This is a genomic window from Streptomyces sp. NPDC059455 (assembly GCF_042750115.1).
Classification (GTDB): Bacteria; Actinomycetota; Actinomycetes; order Streptomycetales; family Streptomycetaceae; genus Streptomyces; species Streptomyces endocoffeicus.
The window spans coordinates 22,729-39,960 of the sequence record NZ_JBHYVB010000099.1 but is presented as its reverse complement, the minus strand read 5'-3'; the positions used below and the strand labels follow the sequence as shown (position 1 = coordinate 39,960).

Here is a 17,232-nt window from a genome sequence, read left to right as displayed (position 1 = left end):
CGCGCGGCCCGCCCGCCCCCCGCTGGGGCGTAGCGCCACCCCGCCGGGCCCGCCCGGGGTGCGCAAGCCGCACCCGGGGCGGGCACTTTTCCGGTGGGGGAGGACGGTGGTCCTCAGGCGGCGGCCGGGGTGTAGCGGCCGGCCTCGTCCCCTTCGAGGACGTAAGCGCGCTCGCCGTCCACACCGACCGGGGCATCGCCCGCGACGGTCACCCGGTGCAGCAGGCGCGGCAGATCGCCGTAGTCGTCCGGCGCGTAGTGCTGGGTGATGCGGTTGTCGAAGACCACCACATCACCCGGGGACCAGGCGATGCGCACGATGTTCTCCGGGCGGATGACATACGACTGGAAGATCCGCAGCAGATCGCGCGACTCGGACGGGCCGAGGCCGACGAAACTCTGGGCGAAGCCACCGATGAACAGACCGCGCTCGCCGCTCTCGGGGTGGACGCGCACGACCGGGTGGGCGGTGCGGTACTTCCGGGAGACGAACCGCTTCGCCCGGTGCTGACGCGCCCGCGGTGGTACGTGGCTCGGAGGCGGCTCCGGCCGTGGTGCCGGGGGTGGTGGGGTCCGTCGTCGCGGTGGTCGTCCCGGTCGCGGGGCTCATGCGGGAACACTCTCCTTCTCCAGTTGCTGGGCGCGGGCCACTTCGTCCCGCAGGAGGCTCCAGATCCGGTGCCGGTGGTGCGCGAACTCCGGGCTCGAGCGCACGTCCTCCGCCGTGGCGCGGGCGCCCAGCGCGATCGGTACGACCTCTTTGACCACTCCGGGACGGGAGGTGAGGACGGCCACCCGCTGTCCGAGGGAGACCGCTTCCTCGATGCCGTGGGTGATGAAGACGACCGTCTTGCCGGTGCGTTCCCAGATCCGCGGCAGCTCGTCCTGCAACAGCTCCCTGGTCTGGGCGTCCAGGGCGGCGAACGGCTCGTCCATGAGCAGCACATCCGGGCCGTAGGCGAGACTGCGCGCGATCGCCACGCGCTGCCGCATCCCGCCGGAGAGCTCATGCGGATGCCGGTCCTCGAATCCGGACGGGCCCACCAGATCACCGGCTCTCCGTCCAGGAGGATCCGCCCGCCGGTGGGCCGGGTGAGGCCGCCGAGCAGGTCGAGCAGTGTGGACTTGCCGCATCCACTGGGCCCGACGACCACCATGAACTCACCCGCGGAGATCTCCAGGTCGATCCCGTCCAGGGCGGTGAACTCGGTGGCCCGGCGGGAGCCCGCCGTCCCCTGCACCGGGAACACCTTGCGGACCTGCTCAAAGGCGATTTTGACGGTCATGGGGTCAGCTCCGGGCCGTCGTGGGGGTGGGGCCGGGGAGCCGGTCGGGGCGCTCCGGCGACTCCGAAGGACCTCCAGTACTTCAGGGGTGTGGCGTCCTCCTTCCGGTCGCGCTTCCGCACGATCCGCGTCATTCGTGCGATCACCTCCTCGCGTGGTGTCACGCGGGCCCACTCGATGGCGCGGGCCACGCCGGTGACGAAGGCTTTGGCCGTGTCGGGGTTGTGCCGCAGAAAGCGATCGGTCATCACATACGTTCCGGCGCTGAATGCCCCGAGCAACTGGACATCGGTGAACAGCGGGCGGAAGCCGCCATGGGCCACGGCCTTGTCCCGCAGGATGTCCCCGAGCACGCCCACCTGAATCTGGTGCTGTCGCAGCGACTGTTCGGTATTGACCGGCGGCACCACCAGGGGCTGCACCTTGCCAATCTCCGTCTTGGACAGTCCATGGCGCTTGAGATGGATATCGAGCATCTCTCGGAGTGGGCGCCGAGGGTGTTCATCCTGACTTTCTTCCCAATGAGGTCGCGGGCCGACCGGATGGGGCTGTCCGCCAGCACGAAAAAGCCGTTGTACGCGTGCTGATCGGATCCGTAGTAGCTGATGACGGAGGTGATGGGGGCGCCGTTCGCGGCCAGTTTGACGACGGCGCCGTTGAAGGCCCCTCCGACGTCACCTGGTGAGGGGGAATCAGAGGAATGCAGGGGAATGGACGCAGGCAGGACCGGCCGCGCTCAGGGGGCGGCGGATACCGTCAGATGCCGAGCGGAAAGAAGAGCGAAAGAGCGGAGCGTGAATGGCTCAACGGCCGACGGCACAGATGGCGCTGGCTTGGCGTCGCAGATCGACGTGCAGACGCACGGCGAATTTCTCGGCTTGGCTCACATTCGGCAGGGTGGCAGTGCGTAACAGCCCCCGTCAACGACTTCCCGATTCCGTCTCAGGACGTGGGCGCCCTCGCGTACACCCTTCCGGAGGTGGGGCCTCCGCCTCGGGAGGAGCTACGGCGGGGTGGTGCCGGAGGGGCATCGGCCGCATCGGTGGGGAGCCAGGCGGCAGATATATGCAATGTTTGTCGCTCGGAACGGATTCTTCCGCACTGATTCGTGCCACACTGAACGTAAGGCCCTCGCCGTTCCCCCGTCGGTGAGGGCCGTTTGCTGTCCGCCCCGTCGGCCGGCGTCCCTCAGCGCGCCCGGCCGCCGAGGGTGCTGCGGAAGCGGGCGCGGTAGACCGTCGGTGAGACCGCGAGGGTGTGCTGAAAGACCCGGCGCAGTGACTCCGAGGAGCCGCCCCCGCCTGCCGCGCCACCTCCTCGACCGTGCCGGTGCCATCGGCGAGCAGTGCCTGGGCGGCCTCCACGCGGACGGATTCGACGTAACGGCCGGGGGCCATGCCGACCTCGGCGCGAAACAGCCGCTCCAGGTGACGGACGCTCACACCGCCCCTGCCGGCCAGCGTGGCGAGCGTATGGCACCCCGCGGGGTCCGCGGTGACGCGGTCCATCACCCGGCGCACCGCCGGATGCCGGGGTTCCCGCGGGGCCAGCCGCGCGCTGAACTGCGCCTGCCCGCCCGGGCGGGCCTTGAAAGACCACCAGCTGCCGGGCCACATCGCGTGCCACGTCCGCTCCCCAGTCCTCCTCGACCAGAGACAATGCAAGATCGATCCCCGCGGTGATACCGGCCGATGTGGCCACATGGCCGTCCCGGACGAAGACCGGATGGCCGTCCACCCGCACCCGCGGGTAGGCGGCGGCCAGTTGGGAGGCCAGTTCCCAGTACGTGGCGGCACGGTGGCCGTCCAGGATGCCGGCCTCGGCCAGGACGAAGGCCTCCGCGCACACGGACGCCACGCGCTTCGCCCGCGTCGACAGGTCGGCCACGAGCCCGATCAGGTCGGTGTCGGCGACTGCCGAGCGCCAGTCCCTTCTGCCGGGGACCAGCAGTGTGCCCAGGCGTCGCGGCAGTGTGCCAGGCGCGCCATCAGCACTGATCACCAGCCCGGACGAGGTGGCGACGGCGTCACCGGCGAGGGACACGACCCGTACGTCGTAGTCGGCGCCGTAGCGGTTGGCCGTGGTGAAGACCTCCACCGGGCCGGTGACATCCAGCAGCCGCACCCCGTCGAACGCGACGATCACGACGGTGCGTCCGCCACCGGATGCCCGTGTTGACCGTGCTGCCCGTGATGGTTCCGACGCCCGCCGGGCTATTCCGTCCACCGGGAATCCAGGATCGCCCAAACGAAGTCCGCCCGCTCGAAGCCGGGCACGAAGTGCTCCAGGACATCCGCCTTGACGTTGCGGAACGTCGTCTCCGGCTTGGAACGGACGCCGTCGGTGAACGCCCGCAGAATCCTGTTTCTGAAGTCGGGGCGCGGATGCAGCGCCACGACCGCCTCCCGGTCCTCGGCGGAGAGATCCCCGTATCCGATGCCGAGCACGTCGTACTCGACACCGGCCGTCACCAGGGCCACTTCCGGTTCCATGAACTCGGGGATGCCGGGAGTGGTGTGCGGGGCGATCGCCGTCCAGACCCGGCGGACGCTGTCCTCGGGGACACCATGAGCCCGCAGAAACCGCTTCGCCTCGTTCGCGCTGTCCACAGCCTCGCGCGGCGGCCGGACCGCTGCCATGACGATAGCGCCCTGTATCCCCATTCTCGGCGGAGGGGATGAGATCTGCGTCGTGCGCACGGGCAGGACTCCCAGAGCGGTACGGCGCCGCCTGGACACTCTGGTGGAGGAATATGTCGTCCGGCTGGCCACCGAGGTCGAGCTGTCCCTGCTGGGGGTGCGTGCCGAGGCCCTGCTGTGGATCACCACGGCCCCGGGGGCGATGGAGGAGACCGGGCGGATCCTCAGCCGCCATCCGCAAGTGCGGTTCACCGCGGCCACAACGGGATCGAGCAATCTGCTGGTGGCGGTGGCCGCCACCGATCCGAGCGCGCTGTACACCTTTCTGACCGGCAGGGTGGGGGCGCTGCCGGATGTCTCCGGCCTTGAGGTGACCCCCATCCTCGCCGGGGTCAAGCGCACCGGCCTGGTACGTCCCGCGTCGATTTCCGTGTGACGGCCTTCGGCGCGGCGCGCCTCGTCCGTACGTGCCGACCGGCACTTCGCGGGCCCCTCAGCCGAAGTGCCGGATCCGTGCGGTGGCCTCAGGCACGTACGGAAGCCAGTCGCTCGGGGAGCCGCCCGCGATGAACTCGGTGACGGCCGTGGCGAAGGTCCGCCCCAGTGCCCGCTCGGTGGCCGAGGGGCTTCCCAGCATCGGGCTGTCGGGGTAGCTGTCGAACGTGCCGAAGAGGAAGGGCAGTTCGCCGCAGTGCGTGGCACCGAGATGGCCGGGGTCCTCGGCCGGGCGGTAGTCGAACTGGTAGACATACGTGGCATTGCCACCGGCGGCATGGTGGTCGGCCAGCCGCAGGGCGCCGTCGCGGAACACCTCGTCCGTGTGCAGTGCGGTGAACACCTGGGCGGGGGTGGCGTGCGGGAGCCGGTCGGCGTGCCGCTGGTAGACCTCCGGCGCTTCGCGGCCGAACTGGCTGGTCAGGAGGTCAATGGCAGCCTTCGGCGTGAGCGACTGGATGCGCGGCTCGAAGGCGAAGAAGGCGGTCATCTCCTCCTGGGCGGTGCCGATGAGGAGGGGCTTGCCCTCCAGCGCCCCGTCCCTGACCGCGTGCTGCCAGGCCCGCGGAATGCCGGCACCGCCCAGGACGGGGTACATCGGAGGGGCGACATTGCCCGGGCGTGCGAGCCGGACCGCCAACTCGCCGTAGGCGGACAGGAGATGCTCGACGGGAAGCTCACGCAAGGTCTGTCCGGGCTCCGTGCCACGGGGGATGCCCAGCAGCCGCTGGTACTCCTCGGCGACTTCGGCGGCCTGCTCGGGGCTCTGCGGCGGAAGGCCCCAAGGGCCGCTCTGCAGCAGCACACGGTTGACGAGCCCCCCGGTGGCCGGATCCACGGCCAGGGACAGGGCCGAGTACGCACCGGCCGACTGCCCGCCGACCGTCACGGCTCGCGGGTCTCCGCCGAAGGAAGCGATGTTGTCGCGCACCCAGCGCAGTACGGCGGCCTGGTCCTGAGCGCCGAGGTTGTCGGCGCCGATGTGCGGGAGACGCAGATAACCGAGCGGCCCCACCCGGTAGTTCGCGGTCACCACGACCACGTTGCCCAGTTCCGCCAGACGGGCCCCGTCGTACCAGTCCCACCCGCCCGAGCCGCTGGTGAAGCCGCCTCCGTGGAACCAGACCAGCACCGGACGTGAGGCGTTCTCCTCCAGCGCCGTCGGCGGGGACCACACGTTCAGGGTGAGGGTACCGTCCTCGTTCCCGTCGGGCGTACGCCTTCCCATGACCCGTTCCAGCCGGGACGGCGCCTGCGGTACGGCCGGTCCCGGGCGCATCGCCTCGCGCACTCCGGTCCACCCCGGGTGCGGGTGCGGTGCCGCGAAACGCAACGCTCCCACCGGTGAGGCGGCGTACGGGATCCCCCGGAAGGACACCACCGCACCCTCGTCGGAGCCACGGACCTCGCCCCGGTCCGTGGCCACCACCCGCGCTGCGCGAGGTCGCGTGTTCACGATGGCTTGTTCTCCTCCACCCAGCGGAAGAAGGCGATCTGCCGGGACATGAGGGTGATCAGCTCATACGTGGTGTGCGAGGCGGCCACGGAGGTGATCTCGGCGTGGTCGTACGCCGGGGCGACCTCGACCAGGTCGGCGGAGACCACATAGCAATCGGCGAGCCCGCGCACGATCTCCAGCAGTTCCCGCGAGGTGAGGCCGCCCGCCTCGGGGGTGCCGGTGCCGGGGGCGTGTGCGGGATCCAGGACGTCGATGTCCACGGAGATGTACAGCGGCCGTGCGCCGATGCGCTCCTTGAGCTGCTGCACCACCTCGTCCACTCCGCGTCGCATCACATCGGCCGCGGTGACGATCCCGAAGCCCAGCTTGGTGTCCTCGTCCAGGTCTTCCTTGCTGTACAGCGAGCCGCGGGTGCCGACGTGGGAGAGCGCGGAGGTGTCGAGGAGGCCCTCCTCGACCGCGCGGCGGAACGGAGTTCCATGGGTGTACTGGGCGCCGAAGTGGGAGTCCCAGGTGTCCAGGTGCGCGTCGAAGTGCAGCAGTGCCACCGGGCCGTGACGGCGGGCCACCGAGCGCAGGAGCGGGAGCGCGATGGTGTGGTCGCCGCCCAGTGTCATCAGCTGCGCGCCCGTGGACAGCAGAGCGTCCGCGCCCGCCTCGATGCTCGCGACGGCCTCGTCGATGTTGTGCGGATTGGCGGTGATGTCACCGGCGTCGGCGACTTGGGCGTAGTGAAACGGGTACACGTCCAGGGCCGGGTTGTAGGGGCGCAGTTGCCGCGACGCCTCCCGGACGGCGTTCGCCCCGAAGCGGGCCCCGGGCCGGTAGGAGACACCGGCGTCGAACGGCACCCCGACCACGGCGATGTCCGCCGTGCCGACCTGGTCCAGACGAGGGACGCGGCCGAAGGTGGCTGGGCCCGTGAAGTGCAGGGTGGCGTCGGTCTCCTGGGGCGGGACGGGCCTGGTTGCGTCGGGAGGGGTCGCGGTCATGGTCGGTGCTGGATCCTTCATCTGTGGGGGGAGTACATCTGTGGGGAAGTGCATCTGTGTGGGGGTGTGCATCTGTGTGGGGGAGTGCCGGCCCGTGGGAGGCCGTGGTGCGTGGACGATCAGGGGCGTTCCGTGCCCATGACACGTGGCGCATACGCCAGGAGCCAGCCATGTGGTCGGGGTTTCTCGGATCCGAGAAGCTCGTTCCGTGAACGCCTTGGTCAGAGGCCCTTCATCTTTCCGCCACGTGGCGAAGGCGTCTGCGACGGCCGCTCACTGTGCGCCGTCCTGTGCGCCGTCCGTTCCGTGGGCGTGGGGTGCGTGGTCGGCCACCGCCGCCGTCAGCCGTACCGCGCCCTGTTGCAGGATGTCCCGCACATGATCCGCTTCATACCGGTGGTGGTGGCGCCGCCATGTGCTGCTGACGGCCGCTATGGGCCGCTCGTTGTGATCGAACGCCGGCACTCCGATCGACCGGAGCCCATCGGAGATTAGCTCGACCTCCTCCGACCAGCCGCGCTCACGGTCCCGTGCCAGCAGGGTTCCGCAGCTCCGCCAGCGACCGGGGGCCTCTGCCGGTGCGGGTGACGAGATCCCCCGGCCGGGGGAAGACCGCCCGGAGGTGCGCCTCGCTGGAGTGGGCCAGGATCGCACGGCCGTTGGCCGTGAGGTGGGCCGGCAGCCGGACACCGACATCGGTGGCGGGCGTGGCATCGGTGAACCCGGAATGGCCTCTCGGCGGCCGCTCCTTGAGGAGGTAGACCGTCTCGGCGCCGTAGAGGATGCCCAGGTGCACCGACTGGCCGAGCCGGTTGGACAGGTTGCGCAACTTGATGCCGTCCGGCGTTCACTCGCGTCTCACATCCTTGTGGTCCCCCGCCGCCACCGGCGGCCGCCCTTCCGCGTGGCACGACGCGGCCGGCCGGTCAACCGCTGGCCCGTGCACGTACCTTGGTCGTGTCCGATCGTAGAACCGGGTGCCGAAGCCCTCCCACCCGGCCTCCGGGGACTGCTCATGCCGGGCAACGGGCCTGGTCGGATGGGTGATCCGGGTCAGGAGCGGGGAAGCCCATCCACGGTGGCACGGGCCTCGACGCGGACCACGACCCCCTTCGACGTCGGTTGGTTGCTGATCTCGGCCACGCTGTCGAGCGGCACCAGGACGTTGGTCTCGGGGTAGTACGAGGCGGCGCAGCCGCGTGCGGTGGGATACGGGACCACCTCGAAGTCCTCTTCGGCCTGGGCGCGGACTACGCCGTCGGGCCGACCCTGCTCTCCGAGTTCGTCCCCGGCCGGCTGCGCGGCGTCCTCCTGGGCTCGCTCACCGTGCTGTGGACCGTCGGCCACGTACTGGCCAACGTCCTGGGCACGTACATCCCGATCAACGGCACCACCGCGTACTGGCTGCTGGCCAGCGGAGCGCTGCCCGCCCTGCTGGTGCTGCTGCTGCGGATCGGCATCCCCGAATCCCCGAGTTGGCTGGCCGCCCGTCGCCGCGGTGCCGAGGCCGCCCGGATCCGCCGCACCTACCTGGGGCAGTCCGAGGCCACCGCCACCGCCACCGCCGCCGACGCGGAGGCCGCGGCCGCCGCGCAGCCGCCCGCGGCGCGCTACCGCGAGCTCTTCGCCCGCGGCCAGGCCACCAAGACCTGGTTCGGTGTCATCTTCTACAGCGCCCAGGTGCTGCCCTACTTCGCCATCTACACCTTCATGCCGCAGATCCTGGCCGCCCTGAACATCTCCGGGGCCGACACCCAGAACCTGGTGCTCAACCTGGCCCTGCTGCTGGGCGGGGTGATCGGGCTGTGGCCGGTGCAGCGTCTGGGCCGCAGGCCGTTCACCATCGGCACCTTCGCGATCCTCACGCTGTGTCCGGGGGCCATGGCCGTGCTCAGCGAAGGCTCCGGCGGGGCGCTGATGGTCCCCTTCCTGATCTACACCTTCGTCATGGCCGGCGCCTCCACCATCACCCAGGTCTATCCGGCGGAACTCTTTCCCACCGCGCTGCGCGGCTCCGGCGTCGGCTTCCTCAACGGCACCAGCAGGGTCGCGTCCGCCATCGGCACCTTCGTGCTGCCGGTCAGCCTGAGCCACTTCGGCGCGGGCTGGTCGATGGGGTGGATGGCGCTGGTGCTGCTGCTCGGAACGGCCGTCAGCCTGGCCTGGGCGCCGGAGACCCGGGACACCCTCACCGCCGAGGATCCGCACCACTGAGCCGTGTCCGCCGGCGTGGCGGTTACGTCCGCCGGCCACCCCTGCACATGGAAGCCATTCATGTGCTTTTCCCCCGCCGTTGCCGGACATCTTCCTGTGGCCGGGTTCCCGGGATCCATAACGTGCGCTCCACCCCTTCCGTCCCACCGTGTGGAGCAGCGCCATGTGCAGTCCCCGTCAGACCAATGAGCCGCAGTCCGGAACCGGCCGCCGCACCTTCCTGCGCACCACCGGACTCGTCGGCGCGGGTGTGGCCATGACCGGGCTGGAGGTGGCGCCGCCCGCCGCGGCCGCACCGGCCTCCGGCGCCGCGGGTGCCCCCGCCTGGCACCCCGACCTCGACAGCCTCAGATTCACCCTCGCCGTCATGCCGGACACCCAATACCTCTTCGACGGCGAGAGCATCCACCCGGCGCCGGTGGAGGCGTCCTTCCGCTATCTCCTCCGCCACGCACGCGAGGAGAACATCGTCTTCCTGTCGCACCTCGGCGACCTCACCGAGCACGGCCAGGTCTCCGAACTCGGGCCGATCGACCAGGCCTTCCGGCTCCTGGACGAGCGGGGCGCGGCCTACAGCGTGGTGGCCGGAAACCACGACCTCGACTCGTCCACCGACGACCAGCGGGGCCGCACCCCCTACCTGGACACCTTCGGCCCCCGGCGATACCGCTCCTCGCCCTCGTTCCGCGGCGCCAGCCCGGACGGCTACAACACGTACCACACCTTCCGCGCGGCGGGCCGGGAGTGGCTGGTGCTCGCCCTGGACTGGCGCCCTTCCGCGAAGGGCATCACCTGGGCCCGGGAGGTCATCGCGAACCACCCCGGAACTCCGGTCATCCTCACCACGCACGAGCTGGTCTACGCGGACCACGAGGGCGAGGAGGCGCGGTTCTCCGACCATGGACAGTGGCTCTGGGACGAGCTGATCGCCGACCACGACCAGATATTCCTCACGCTCAATGGCCACTACTGGCCGCCGGCCCGCACGGTCCGCAAGAACAAGGTGGGCCACGACGTCCATCTGCACATCACCAACTACCAGGACCGCTACTACGGCGGCGCCGGGATGATCCGCCTCTACCGGTTCGACCTGGCCCGCCACACCGTCGACGTCCGGACGCTCTCCCCGTGGATCCTGGACCGCGCCGATGACCACCTGAACGAGCTGGAGCGCGGAGAGATCGAACGCACCAGCTCCCAGGACTACTTCAGCGTCCCGATCGACTTCGAGCAGCGCTTCGCCGGATTCGCCCCCATCGCACCGCGTCCGGCCCGGCCCGCCTCCCGGCTGGTCATCCCCGGTACGGTGGCCTACTGGCGCTTCGACCAGGGCGGCCGGGACGGCGCGCCCGTCGAGGACTCCGTCCGGATCACCGACCACTCCGGCCGTGGCAACCACCTCACCAAGGTCGCCGTCCCCGGCAGCCCCGCCGACTCCCTCATCTGGTCCGATGAGCACCACCCGGACCAGCCGGGACACGGCAGCCTCTCCTTCCACGGCGTCAAATCCCCCCTGCGCGGCGCCTATCTGCGCACAGCCGACGGCGCTCCTCTGAACGGCGCCACCTTCCGCTCCGGCTACACCGTCGAGGCGTTCCTCAAGCTGCCCGCCGACTGGGACGGCGGGCGCAACGCCTGGTCGGGGCTGCTCGGCCGACGGGGCCCCAGCGGTCAAGCCGGAAAGACCGGCGGTGACATGGAGGAGCCGGTGGTCACCCTTTCGCTGTCCGACGGCCATGGGCTCCAGTGGGCCGTCTATCCGCTGAACCAGGACGGCGCGGTCACCAACTGGAGCCATGAGCTGCCGCTGAACACCTGGTGGCACGCGGCCATGGTGAACGACGGACGACACACCACGATGTATGTGAACGGCTGCCCGGTGGCGCGCAACCCCTCGACCCCGGCCAACGGCCTCACCACCCTCGGGCTGCCCTGGCTGCTGGGCGGCTATGAGTATGGCGGGAAGATCGACCAGATCATGTACGGCTGGATCGGCGACGTCCGCGTCGTGGACCGCGCGCTGCCGGTGCGCGACTTCATGTCCTCCTGACCGAACGGCACCGGGGCCGTCCCGGGGATGCGTAAGTGTCCATCAAGTGAACTATCGCATTGGTCGGTTCTTGACGCATTTACCAGTCAATGCAAGGCTGTTGGAACGCTTTGCGTAAAAGATCATAACTCAACCAGAACGGACGGGGGCGTTCCGTTGGTGGCACGTTCGCAAGAAGTCGTCGATGACGCGATCGACCTTCTGGATAATCGCCGATTATTCTTTTCCGGGCCGGATCGCACACTCCTCGGAATTGAACCCATCGCACACCATCTGGTCGATTCCGAGGAAGACATAGCCCAAGCGCTGGCGGCCGGCGGGGGAATCGGCTTCGTGGCCTTTCCGTTTCAGCGCCAGGAGCCCATCCGGCTGGCGGTTCCCGCCCGGACACTGAGCCTGGAGGCGACGCCCGACCACCGTCGCCTCCTCGCCTCGGTCCCTGCTCCTTCGGCCAAGAGCGGTGAACCCGGCGCATACGCGCTGCGGCCCAGCGAACCGCCCGAGCAGTGGTGCGGCAGCGTCGCCGACGCGGCGCGTGCCGTGCGCCGCGGAGAGCTGCGCAAGGCGGTGCTCGCCCGGCGCATCCAGATGGAGTGCGACGCGGACATCCAGCCGTCCGTGGTGCTGCGGCGGCTGGCCCACACCTTCCCCTCCGCCTATCTGTTCTCCGCCTTCGGCCTGGTGGGGGCCAGTCCGGAGTTGCTGCTCGCCAAGCGCGGGCGGATGGTGGAGTCGCGTGCCCTGGCCGGCACCATCCGCCGTGGCGGCGACGCCGAGTCCGACCGCCGACTCGCCTCCTGGCTGCAGGAGTCCCGCAAGAACCAGGAGGAGCACCGGGTCCTGCGGGAGGCGGTGCTGGACGCCCTGACGCCCAGCACCACCTGGATCGAAGCCAATGAGCGGCCCGAGACGCTGAAACTGGCGAACGTCCAGCATCTGATGACCCGGGTCCGGGCCGAGCTCAAAGCCGACCACCCGCCATTTCTCCAACTGGCCGCCGTGCTTCATCCGACGCCCGCCGTGTGCGGATGGCCCCGCGACAAGGCATACGAAGTGATCGAGCGTCTGGAGGGCTGGGACAGAGGGCTTTACGGAGGGGCGCTGGGCTGGGTGGACGCGGAGGGGAACGGCTGTCTCTGCGTGACCATTCGCTGCGCCGCGATACACGGCAGAAACGCCACCATGTACGTCGGGAACGGCATTGTCGCCGATTCCGATCCGAAAGAGGAACTGGCCGAGACCCGCGCGAAGCTGGGCGCCATTCTGCCCGCGCTCATAGCGCCCTGAACAGGCGAGGGATCATCAATGGCAAGCGCACATCATGTTCCCGCGAGCACTGTGGACGCGCCGAGCGTTCCCTTCCCGTCGGACCGGCGCACTCCGCTGACATGGTCGACGGCGGCAATCGTCGGCGGCCGGATGCCCACAGTGCTGGAGTGGCACTCCACGGCACCCGTATCCCCGGGGCGGCTCCGTCTGTTCGTCGCCTGCGACGTGCGGGACGTCCGTCGCGTCGAAGCCGTCTCGGCGGGCACCGGCCGGCCGCTCGGCTCGTTCGACATCCGGTACGCCGACTGCCACCAGCCCTACGATCTGCCGCTGGATACCGAGGCCGTACGGGCCGTGCTGGACGAGGGTGTACGGCTCGCCCTCGCCCCCGAACCGGCCACCGAGCCACTGTGGATCTTCTCCGTCCCGGAGGCCCCCGTCGAGCGGCGGCCCGCGCTGCTGCTGGAGGCCGGGGACCCACCGGCTCCGGCCGCCGCACTCCACCGCCACCTCACCAGCCCGGCCAGTGTGCAGCCGTTCGGGTGGATGGAGGGATGTGTGCTGGACGCGCTGTACGACCTGCACACCACCTTCCCCGGCGACACCCGCGCCGAGACGGCGCTGCGCGACCACCTCGCCGTCTATGTCCACGGCACCCGGCTGCGCTACGAGGATCCGCGCGGCCGCCCCGCGAACGACCGGGTGTACGGGATCGAGGCCACGCTCCCCTTCGCGGTGGTCGCGAAGCGGGATCCGCGGCACCCCACGCTCCGGCTGGCCGTCGAGTCCTGGAAGGCCCGGACCGATCCCCATGGATGCGTCAAGGACGACCCGACCACCGCGGAGGGGTGCTACACCGTCGCCTACCCCATGGCCGTTCTCGCGAAGGCCACCGGGGACACCCGGCTGCGCGAGGCGGCCGTCCGTCAGCTCCGCGTTCGGCGCAGGCGGCTGACGTGGGATGACGACCTCTACCTGAGACTGCTGCCGGACGGCAGCCGCGTCTATCGCAACTGGGCTCGTGCCTACGCCTGGTATCTGCTCGGTCTGGTGCGCACCCTGACCGAGCTCGGCGACCAGCCGGACACCGACGACCTGTGGGACGAGGCCGCGAGGGCCGCCCGGCTCGCAGTGTCCCGGCGCAACGCCGCCGGCATCTGGGACTGCTACCTGGCGGAGCCCGCCACCGGCGCGGAGACCTGTGGGTCCGCCGGTATCGCGGCGGCCCTGGCGCTGGGTGTGGAGCGCGGCCGCTTCGCCGCCGATCGCGAGGGCGTGGTGGCGCAGGAGGCATGGGAGGTGTTGTGCGACCGGCTGACACCGGACGGCTGGCTCGACGGCTCCTCCCCGTCGAACAAGGGCGGTGAGGAGCTCCAGCGCAGCGGCTACCGCATGCTCTCCGGCGTCGGCTCCGGACTGCTGGGCCAGCTCGGCGCGGCGCTGACGCGGCTCGGTGCGGTGAAGGATTGGACACGCTGATGGCAGGCCGTGAATCCGTGGACGGACGCATAACCGCAACTGACACCGAGGGCGGCGGTCAGGCGGCCCGCGACACCGAAGGAGGCGCACAGGCGGCCTTCGCCGCCACCCTCGTCGACGAGTGGGTCCGGGCGGGGCTGAGCGAGGCCGTCATCGCGCCCGGCTCCCGCTCCACTCCGCTCGCGCTCGCCCTCGCCCAGGACGGCCGGATGCGGCTGCACATACGCCTCGACGAGCGCGCGGCGGGCTTCCTCGCCCTGGGGCTGAGCCGTGCCACCGGGCGCGCCACCGTCGTGGTCACCACCAGCGGTACGGCGTCGGCCGAGCTCCATCCGGCGGTCGCCGAGGCCGATCTGGCCGGTGTCCCGGTGGTGGTGTGCACCGCCGACCGGCCACCGGAGTTACAGGGAGTGGGCGCCCCGCAGACCATGGTCCAGACGGGCCTGTACGGATCGGCGGTGCGCTGGGCCATGGCCGTGGCGGTTCCCGAGCGGAGCCAGGACGGCATGTGGCGCTCCCTCGCCGCGCGCGCCGTGGCGGAGGCCGAGGCCGGACCGTCCGGGCCCGGCCCCGTCCACCTCAACCTGGCCTTCCGTGACCCCTTGGTCGCCCGGCCCGGCCCCCTGCCTCCCGGCCGGGCGGACGGACGGCCCTGGCACCACGTCAGCCGCCCGGTCCTGACCGTCACCCGGGCGGACGTGGCCGCTGTCGCGGACGGGCACGAGCGGGGTGTCCTGCTCGTGGGCGCGGGTGCGGGCGATCCGGCCGCCGTGCACGCGGCCGCCGCGGCACTGGGCTGGCCGGTGCTGGCCGATCCGCGCTCCGGCGCCCGTACGCCGGGCCCCGGCACCGTGGCGGCGGCCGACGCCATCCTGCGCGGCCCGCACGCCCGTGACCAGCTGCGGCCCGAGGTGGTCGTACACATCGGGGAGCGCTGGGCCTCCCGGGCAGTGGCCGACTGGCTGCGGCAGCCCGGCATCCGGCAGGTGCTCGTCGATCCCGACTGGCGGTGGCGGGACCCGGACCGGCTGGCCGCCACCGTGCTCCGCACCGATCCCGCGGCCCTGTGCCGCGCCGTGGCCGACGCGGTGCCGGAGCCGCCGGCCGGGCCGGAGTGGCGCATCGCGTGGGCCTCGGCCGAAGCCACCGCGCAGGCGGCCATGGCCGACGCCTTGGACGGCCGAGCCGACCTCACCGAACCGCGAGTGGCCCGTACGCTCTTCGACGCCCTGCCCACCGAGGCGACACTGGTGGTCGGGTCCTCGATGCCCGTACGGGACCTCGAGTGGTTCGCCGCGCCCCGCCACCGTCCCCCCGCCGTGCTGGCCAACCGCGGTGTCAACGGGATCGACGGCACGATCGCCACCGCGCTCGGTGTGGCCGCGGCCCGGCGTCCGGTGGCCGCACTGCTGGGCGATCTGACCTTCCTCCATGACGCGGGCGCGCTGCTGGGCGCGGCCGAGGCGCCGGATGTGAGCTGCACACTCGTCGTGGTGGACAACCACGGGGGTGGGATCTTCTCGTTCCTGCCACAGGCGTCACGCCTCCCGGGGGACACCTTCGAGCTGCTCTTCGGCACCCCGCAGGCCGCCGATGTGTGCGCGGTGGCCGCCGCCTATGGAGTCGGTGTCGTCCGCGTCGCCGACGAGGGGGATTTGCGGTCCGCGCTGAAGGAAAGGGTGGGCTCGCCGGGCGTGTCGATGATCCATCTGCGCACCGATCGCGCGGCCAATGTCGCGGTGCACGACCAGACCCACCGGGCCGTGGCCCGCGCCCTCGAAGAGCTGTGGACGCCCCGGTGATCGGCGTCGAGCGGGACCGCGCCACCGGAGTGGCACAGCTGCGGATCGACCGCCCGCAGGCACGCAACGCGCTGACCACCGAGGCGGCCGCACGGTTGCTCCAGGCCGTGGAAGGCGCGCTGGCCGATGACGCCGTACGTGTGCTCGTCCTCAGCGGCAGCGGACCGGACTTCTGTGTCGGGGGCGACCGCGACGAGGAGTTGGGGAACGAGGGTCGCGCGGGCCGACTGCGGGTCTTCGCGCGGTTGCAGCGCACGGTGGCGGCGGCGCCCAAGGCGACCGTGGCCGCGATCGAGGGGCGCTGTGTCGCCGCCGGTGCGGAGCTGGCCGCCGCCTGTGACATCCGGGTGGGCGCCGAGGACTCGGTGTACCGCTTCCCCGGCTCCCGCCTGGGAGTCCCCATCGGGGCGGCGAAACTCATCGGGCTGGTCGGCCTGGGCGCCGCCAAGGATCTGCTCCTGACCTCCCGCTGGGTGACGGCACACGAGGCCTACCACCTGGGGCTGTTGCAGCGGCTCGTACCACCGGGCCGGGCGGGTGCGGAGGCCACCGCGTGTGCGGCCGAGATCTCCGCCAACGACCCGGGCACGACGGCGCTGCTCAAGCAGCGGCTCCAGCGCTTCTCCGGGGTGCTGGAGCGAATCGACGCCGAGCTGCGGGACGCGGAGTCCTTCCCCGGCCCCGAGCCGGAAACGCAACGGGGAGCACAGCGCGAAACGGGGCGAGGGACCGAGCGGGAAACGGGGCGAGGAGCATGAGGCTGACCGGAATAGCCGAGGTCACGGCCCTGGTCACCGGCGCGGCAGGAGCCATCGGCGCCGCCACCGCCCGTCAACTGGCCGCCGAGGGGGCGGTCGTGGCCGTGGCGGACATCGACGAGGACGGGACACACACCGTGGCCCGGCAACTGGGCTCCACGGCACACCCCGTGCGCCTCGACGTCACCGACTCCGGCGAGGTGGAACGGGCCGTCCAGGACGTGGAGGATCGACTCGGCCCGATCGGCATCCTGGTCAACGCCGCCGGAGTGCTCGGCCGTACCGCCCCGCTGACCGAGCAGGAGGACGCCGAGTGGGAGCGGGTGTTCGGCGTCAACGTCCGGGGGACCTTCAACTGCGTCCGTGCGGTGGGCCGGCGGATGGCGCGGCGCGGACGCGGCTGCGTCATCACCGTGGCATCGAACAGCGCCGGAATCGTCAAGTACGACCAGGGGCTGTACGGGGCCTCGAAGGCGGCCGCCCAGTACCTCACCAACTGCGCCGGACTGGAACTCGCCGGGCACGGCGTGCGATCCGTCGTCGTGGCGCCGGGTACCACCGAATCCCCGATGTCCCGCGCCAACGCACATCTGCCCGGCCGGAGACAGACGCTGCTGCACGGAGACCCCGAACGCCATCGGGTGGGCATTCCCCGCGGCACCCTGGCCGAGCCCGAGGACATCGCCTCCGTGATCGGCTTCCTGGTGTCCGACCAGGCGGCCCACATGACGATCACCACCGTGACGGTGGACGGCGGCTCCACCCTCAGACCCTAGACACCACCACTTCA

15 protein-coding genes and 6 pseudogenes are annotated in these 17,232 nt (G+C 71.0%); 8 read left to right on the top strand and 13 right to left on the bottom strand.

Going from position 1 to position 17,232, the window contains the following annotated elements:
* Window positions 1-113: 113 nt before the first annotated feature.
* The 8 genes and pseudogenes from ACFXB5_RS30410 to ACFXB5_RS30375 form a co-directional block, all read right to left on the bottom strand.
* Window positions 114-503 (bottom strand): annotated as a pseudogene (locus ACFXB5_RS30410) (TauD/TfdA dioxygenase family protein); the annotation flags it as partial.
* Window positions 504-605: 102 nt separating this feature from the next.
* A pseudogene (locus tag ACFXB5_RS30405) lies at window positions 606-1,285 on the bottom strand (ABC transporter ATP-binding protein).
* The gene (locus ACFXB5_RS30400; RefSeq protein ID WP_385213617.1) at window positions 1,282-1,761 is read right to left on the bottom strand and encodes an ABC transporter substrate-binding protein; all 480 of its coding nucleotides are present in this window, start codon (window positions 1,759-1,761) and stop codon (window positions 1,282-1,284) included. Before ACFXB5_RS30400 ends, ACFXB5_RS30405 begins: the two are co-directional and overlap by 4 nt.
* 80 nt (window positions 1,762-1,841) lie before the next feature.
* Window positions 1,842-1,904, bottom strand: a pseudogene (locus ACFXB5_RS30395) (hypothetical protein); the annotation flags it as partial.
* A 184-nt stretch (window positions 1,905-2,088) separates the two neighbouring features.
* A complete protein-coding gene (locus ACFXB5_RS30390; protein ID WP_371106102.1) occupies window positions 2,089-2,148 on the bottom strand; it encodes a putative leader peptide in 60 nt (19 codons plus the stop codon).
* Window positions 2,149-2,205: 57 nt separating this feature from the next.
* Window positions 2,206-2,793, bottom strand: coding sequence for a helix-turn-helix domain-containing protein (locus ACFXB5_RS30385; protein ID WP_385213626.1), 588 nt, complete (start codon window positions 2,791-2,793; stop codon window positions 2,206-2,208).
* Window positions 2,794-2,938: 145 nt separating this feature from the next.
* A pseudogene (locus ACFXB5_RS30380) lies at window positions 2,939-3,430 on the bottom strand (AraC family transcriptional regulator); the annotation flags it as partial.
* 68 nt (window positions 3,431-3,498) lie between these two features.
* Window positions 3,499-3,903 (bottom strand): annotated as a pseudogene (locus ACFXB5_RS30375) (diguanylate cyclase); the annotation flags it as partial.
* A gap of 73 nt (window positions 3,904-3,976) precedes the next feature.
* On the opposite strand from ACFXB5_RS30375, the gene ACFXB5_RS30370 reads away from it, so the two are divergent.
* Entirely contained in the window at window positions 3,977-4,360 is a 384-nt protein-coding gene (locus ACFXB5_RS30370) for an Lrp/AsnC family transcriptional regulator (protein WP_385213614.1), read from the top strand.
* 57 nt (window positions 4,361-4,417) lie between these two features.
* Here ACFXB5_RS30370 and ACFXB5_RS30365 read toward each other — a convergent pair whose 3' ends face one another.
* The 5 genes and pseudogenes from ACFXB5_RS30365 to ACFXB5_RS30345 all read right to left on the bottom strand — a co-directional run.
* Window positions 4,418-5,875: a carboxylesterase/lipase family protein gene (locus tag ACFXB5_RS30365; protein ID WP_385213611.1), complete on the bottom strand. Its 1,458-nt coding sequence runs from the start codon at window positions 5,873-5,875 to the stop codon at window positions 4,418-4,420.
* Window positions 5,872-6,870 (bottom strand): agmatinase, encoded by a 999-nt coding sequence (gene speB, locus ACFXB5_RS30360; protein ID WP_385213609.1) that lies wholly within the window; start codon window positions 6,868-6,870, stop codon window positions 5,872-5,874. Before speB ends, ACFXB5_RS30365 begins: the two co-directional genes overlap by 4 nt.
* A gap of 273 nt (window positions 6,871-7,143) precedes the next feature.
* A complete protein-coding gene (locus ACFXB5_RS30355) occupies window positions 7,144-7,362 on the bottom strand; it encodes a hypothetical protein (protein WP_385213623.1) in 219 nt (72 codons plus the stop codon).
* Window positions 7,363-7,390: 28 nt separating this feature from the next.
* A complete protein-coding gene (locus ACFXB5_RS30350) occupies window positions 7,391-7,699 on the bottom strand; it encodes a hypothetical protein (RefSeq protein WP_385213629.1) in 309 nt (102 codons plus the stop codon).
* A 224-nt stretch (window positions 7,700-7,923) separates the two neighbouring features.
* Window positions 7,924-8,103: pseudogene (locus ACFXB5_RS30345) on the bottom strand (hypothetical protein); the annotation flags it as partial.
* Here ACFXB5_RS30345 and ACFXB5_RS30340 point away from each other — a divergent pair.
* The 7 genes from ACFXB5_RS30340 (at window position 8,080) to ACFXB5_RS30310 (ending at window position 17,218) form a co-directional block, all read left to right on the top strand.
* On the top strand, window positions 8,080-9,084 hold the full coding sequence (locus ACFXB5_RS30340; protein WP_385213620.1) for an MFS transporter: 1,005 nt from the start codon (window positions 8,080-8,082) through the stop codon (window positions 9,082-9,084). The pseudogene ACFXB5_RS30345 and the gene ACFXB5_RS30340 overlap by 24 nt on opposite strands.
* Window positions 9,085-9,247: 163 nt before the next feature.
* The gene (locus ACFXB5_RS30335) at window positions 9,248-11,134 is read left to right on the top strand and encodes a LamG-like jellyroll fold domain-containing protein (protein WP_385213606.1); all 1,887 of its coding nucleotides are present in this window, start codon (window positions 9,248-9,250) and stop codon (window positions 11,132-11,134) included.
* 159 nt (window positions 11,135-11,293) lie between these two features.
* Window positions 11,294-12,421, top strand: a complete 1,128-nt coding sequence (locus ACFXB5_RS30330) for an isochorismate synthase MenF (RefSeq protein ID WP_385213604.1) — start codon at window positions 11,294-11,296, stop codon at window positions 12,419-12,421.
* A gap of 18 nt (window positions 12,422-12,439) precedes the next feature.
* On the top strand, window positions 12,440-13,882 hold the full coding sequence (locus ACFXB5_RS30325; RefSeq protein ID WP_385213602.1) for a glycoside hydrolase family 88 protein: 1,443 nt from the start codon (window positions 12,440-12,442) through the stop codon (window positions 13,880-13,882).
* Window positions 13,882-15,684: a 2-succinyl-5-enolpyruvyl-6-hydroxy-3-cyclohexene-1-carboxylic-acid synthase gene (gene menD / locus ACFXB5_RS30320; protein WP_385213600.1), complete on the top strand. Its 1,803-nt coding sequence runs from the start codon at window positions 13,882-13,884 to the stop codon at window positions 15,682-15,684. Before ACFXB5_RS30325 ends, menD begins: the two co-directional genes overlap by 1 nt.
* Window positions 15,669-16,442, top strand: coding sequence for an enoyl-CoA hydratase/isomerase family protein (locus ACFXB5_RS30315; RefSeq protein WP_385213597.1), 774 nt, complete (start codon window positions 15,669-15,671; stop codon window positions 16,440-16,442). The genes menD and ACFXB5_RS30315 overlap by 16 nt, the downstream gene beginning before the upstream one ends.
* Window positions 16,439-17,218, top strand: coding sequence for an SDR family oxidoreductase (locus tag ACFXB5_RS30310; protein ID WP_385213594.1), 780 nt, complete (start codon window positions 16,439-16,441; stop codon window positions 17,216-17,218). The genes ACFXB5_RS30315 and ACFXB5_RS30310 overlap by 4 nt, the downstream gene beginning before the upstream one ends.
* The last annotated feature ends 14 nt before the right edge of the window (window positions 17,219-17,232 follow it).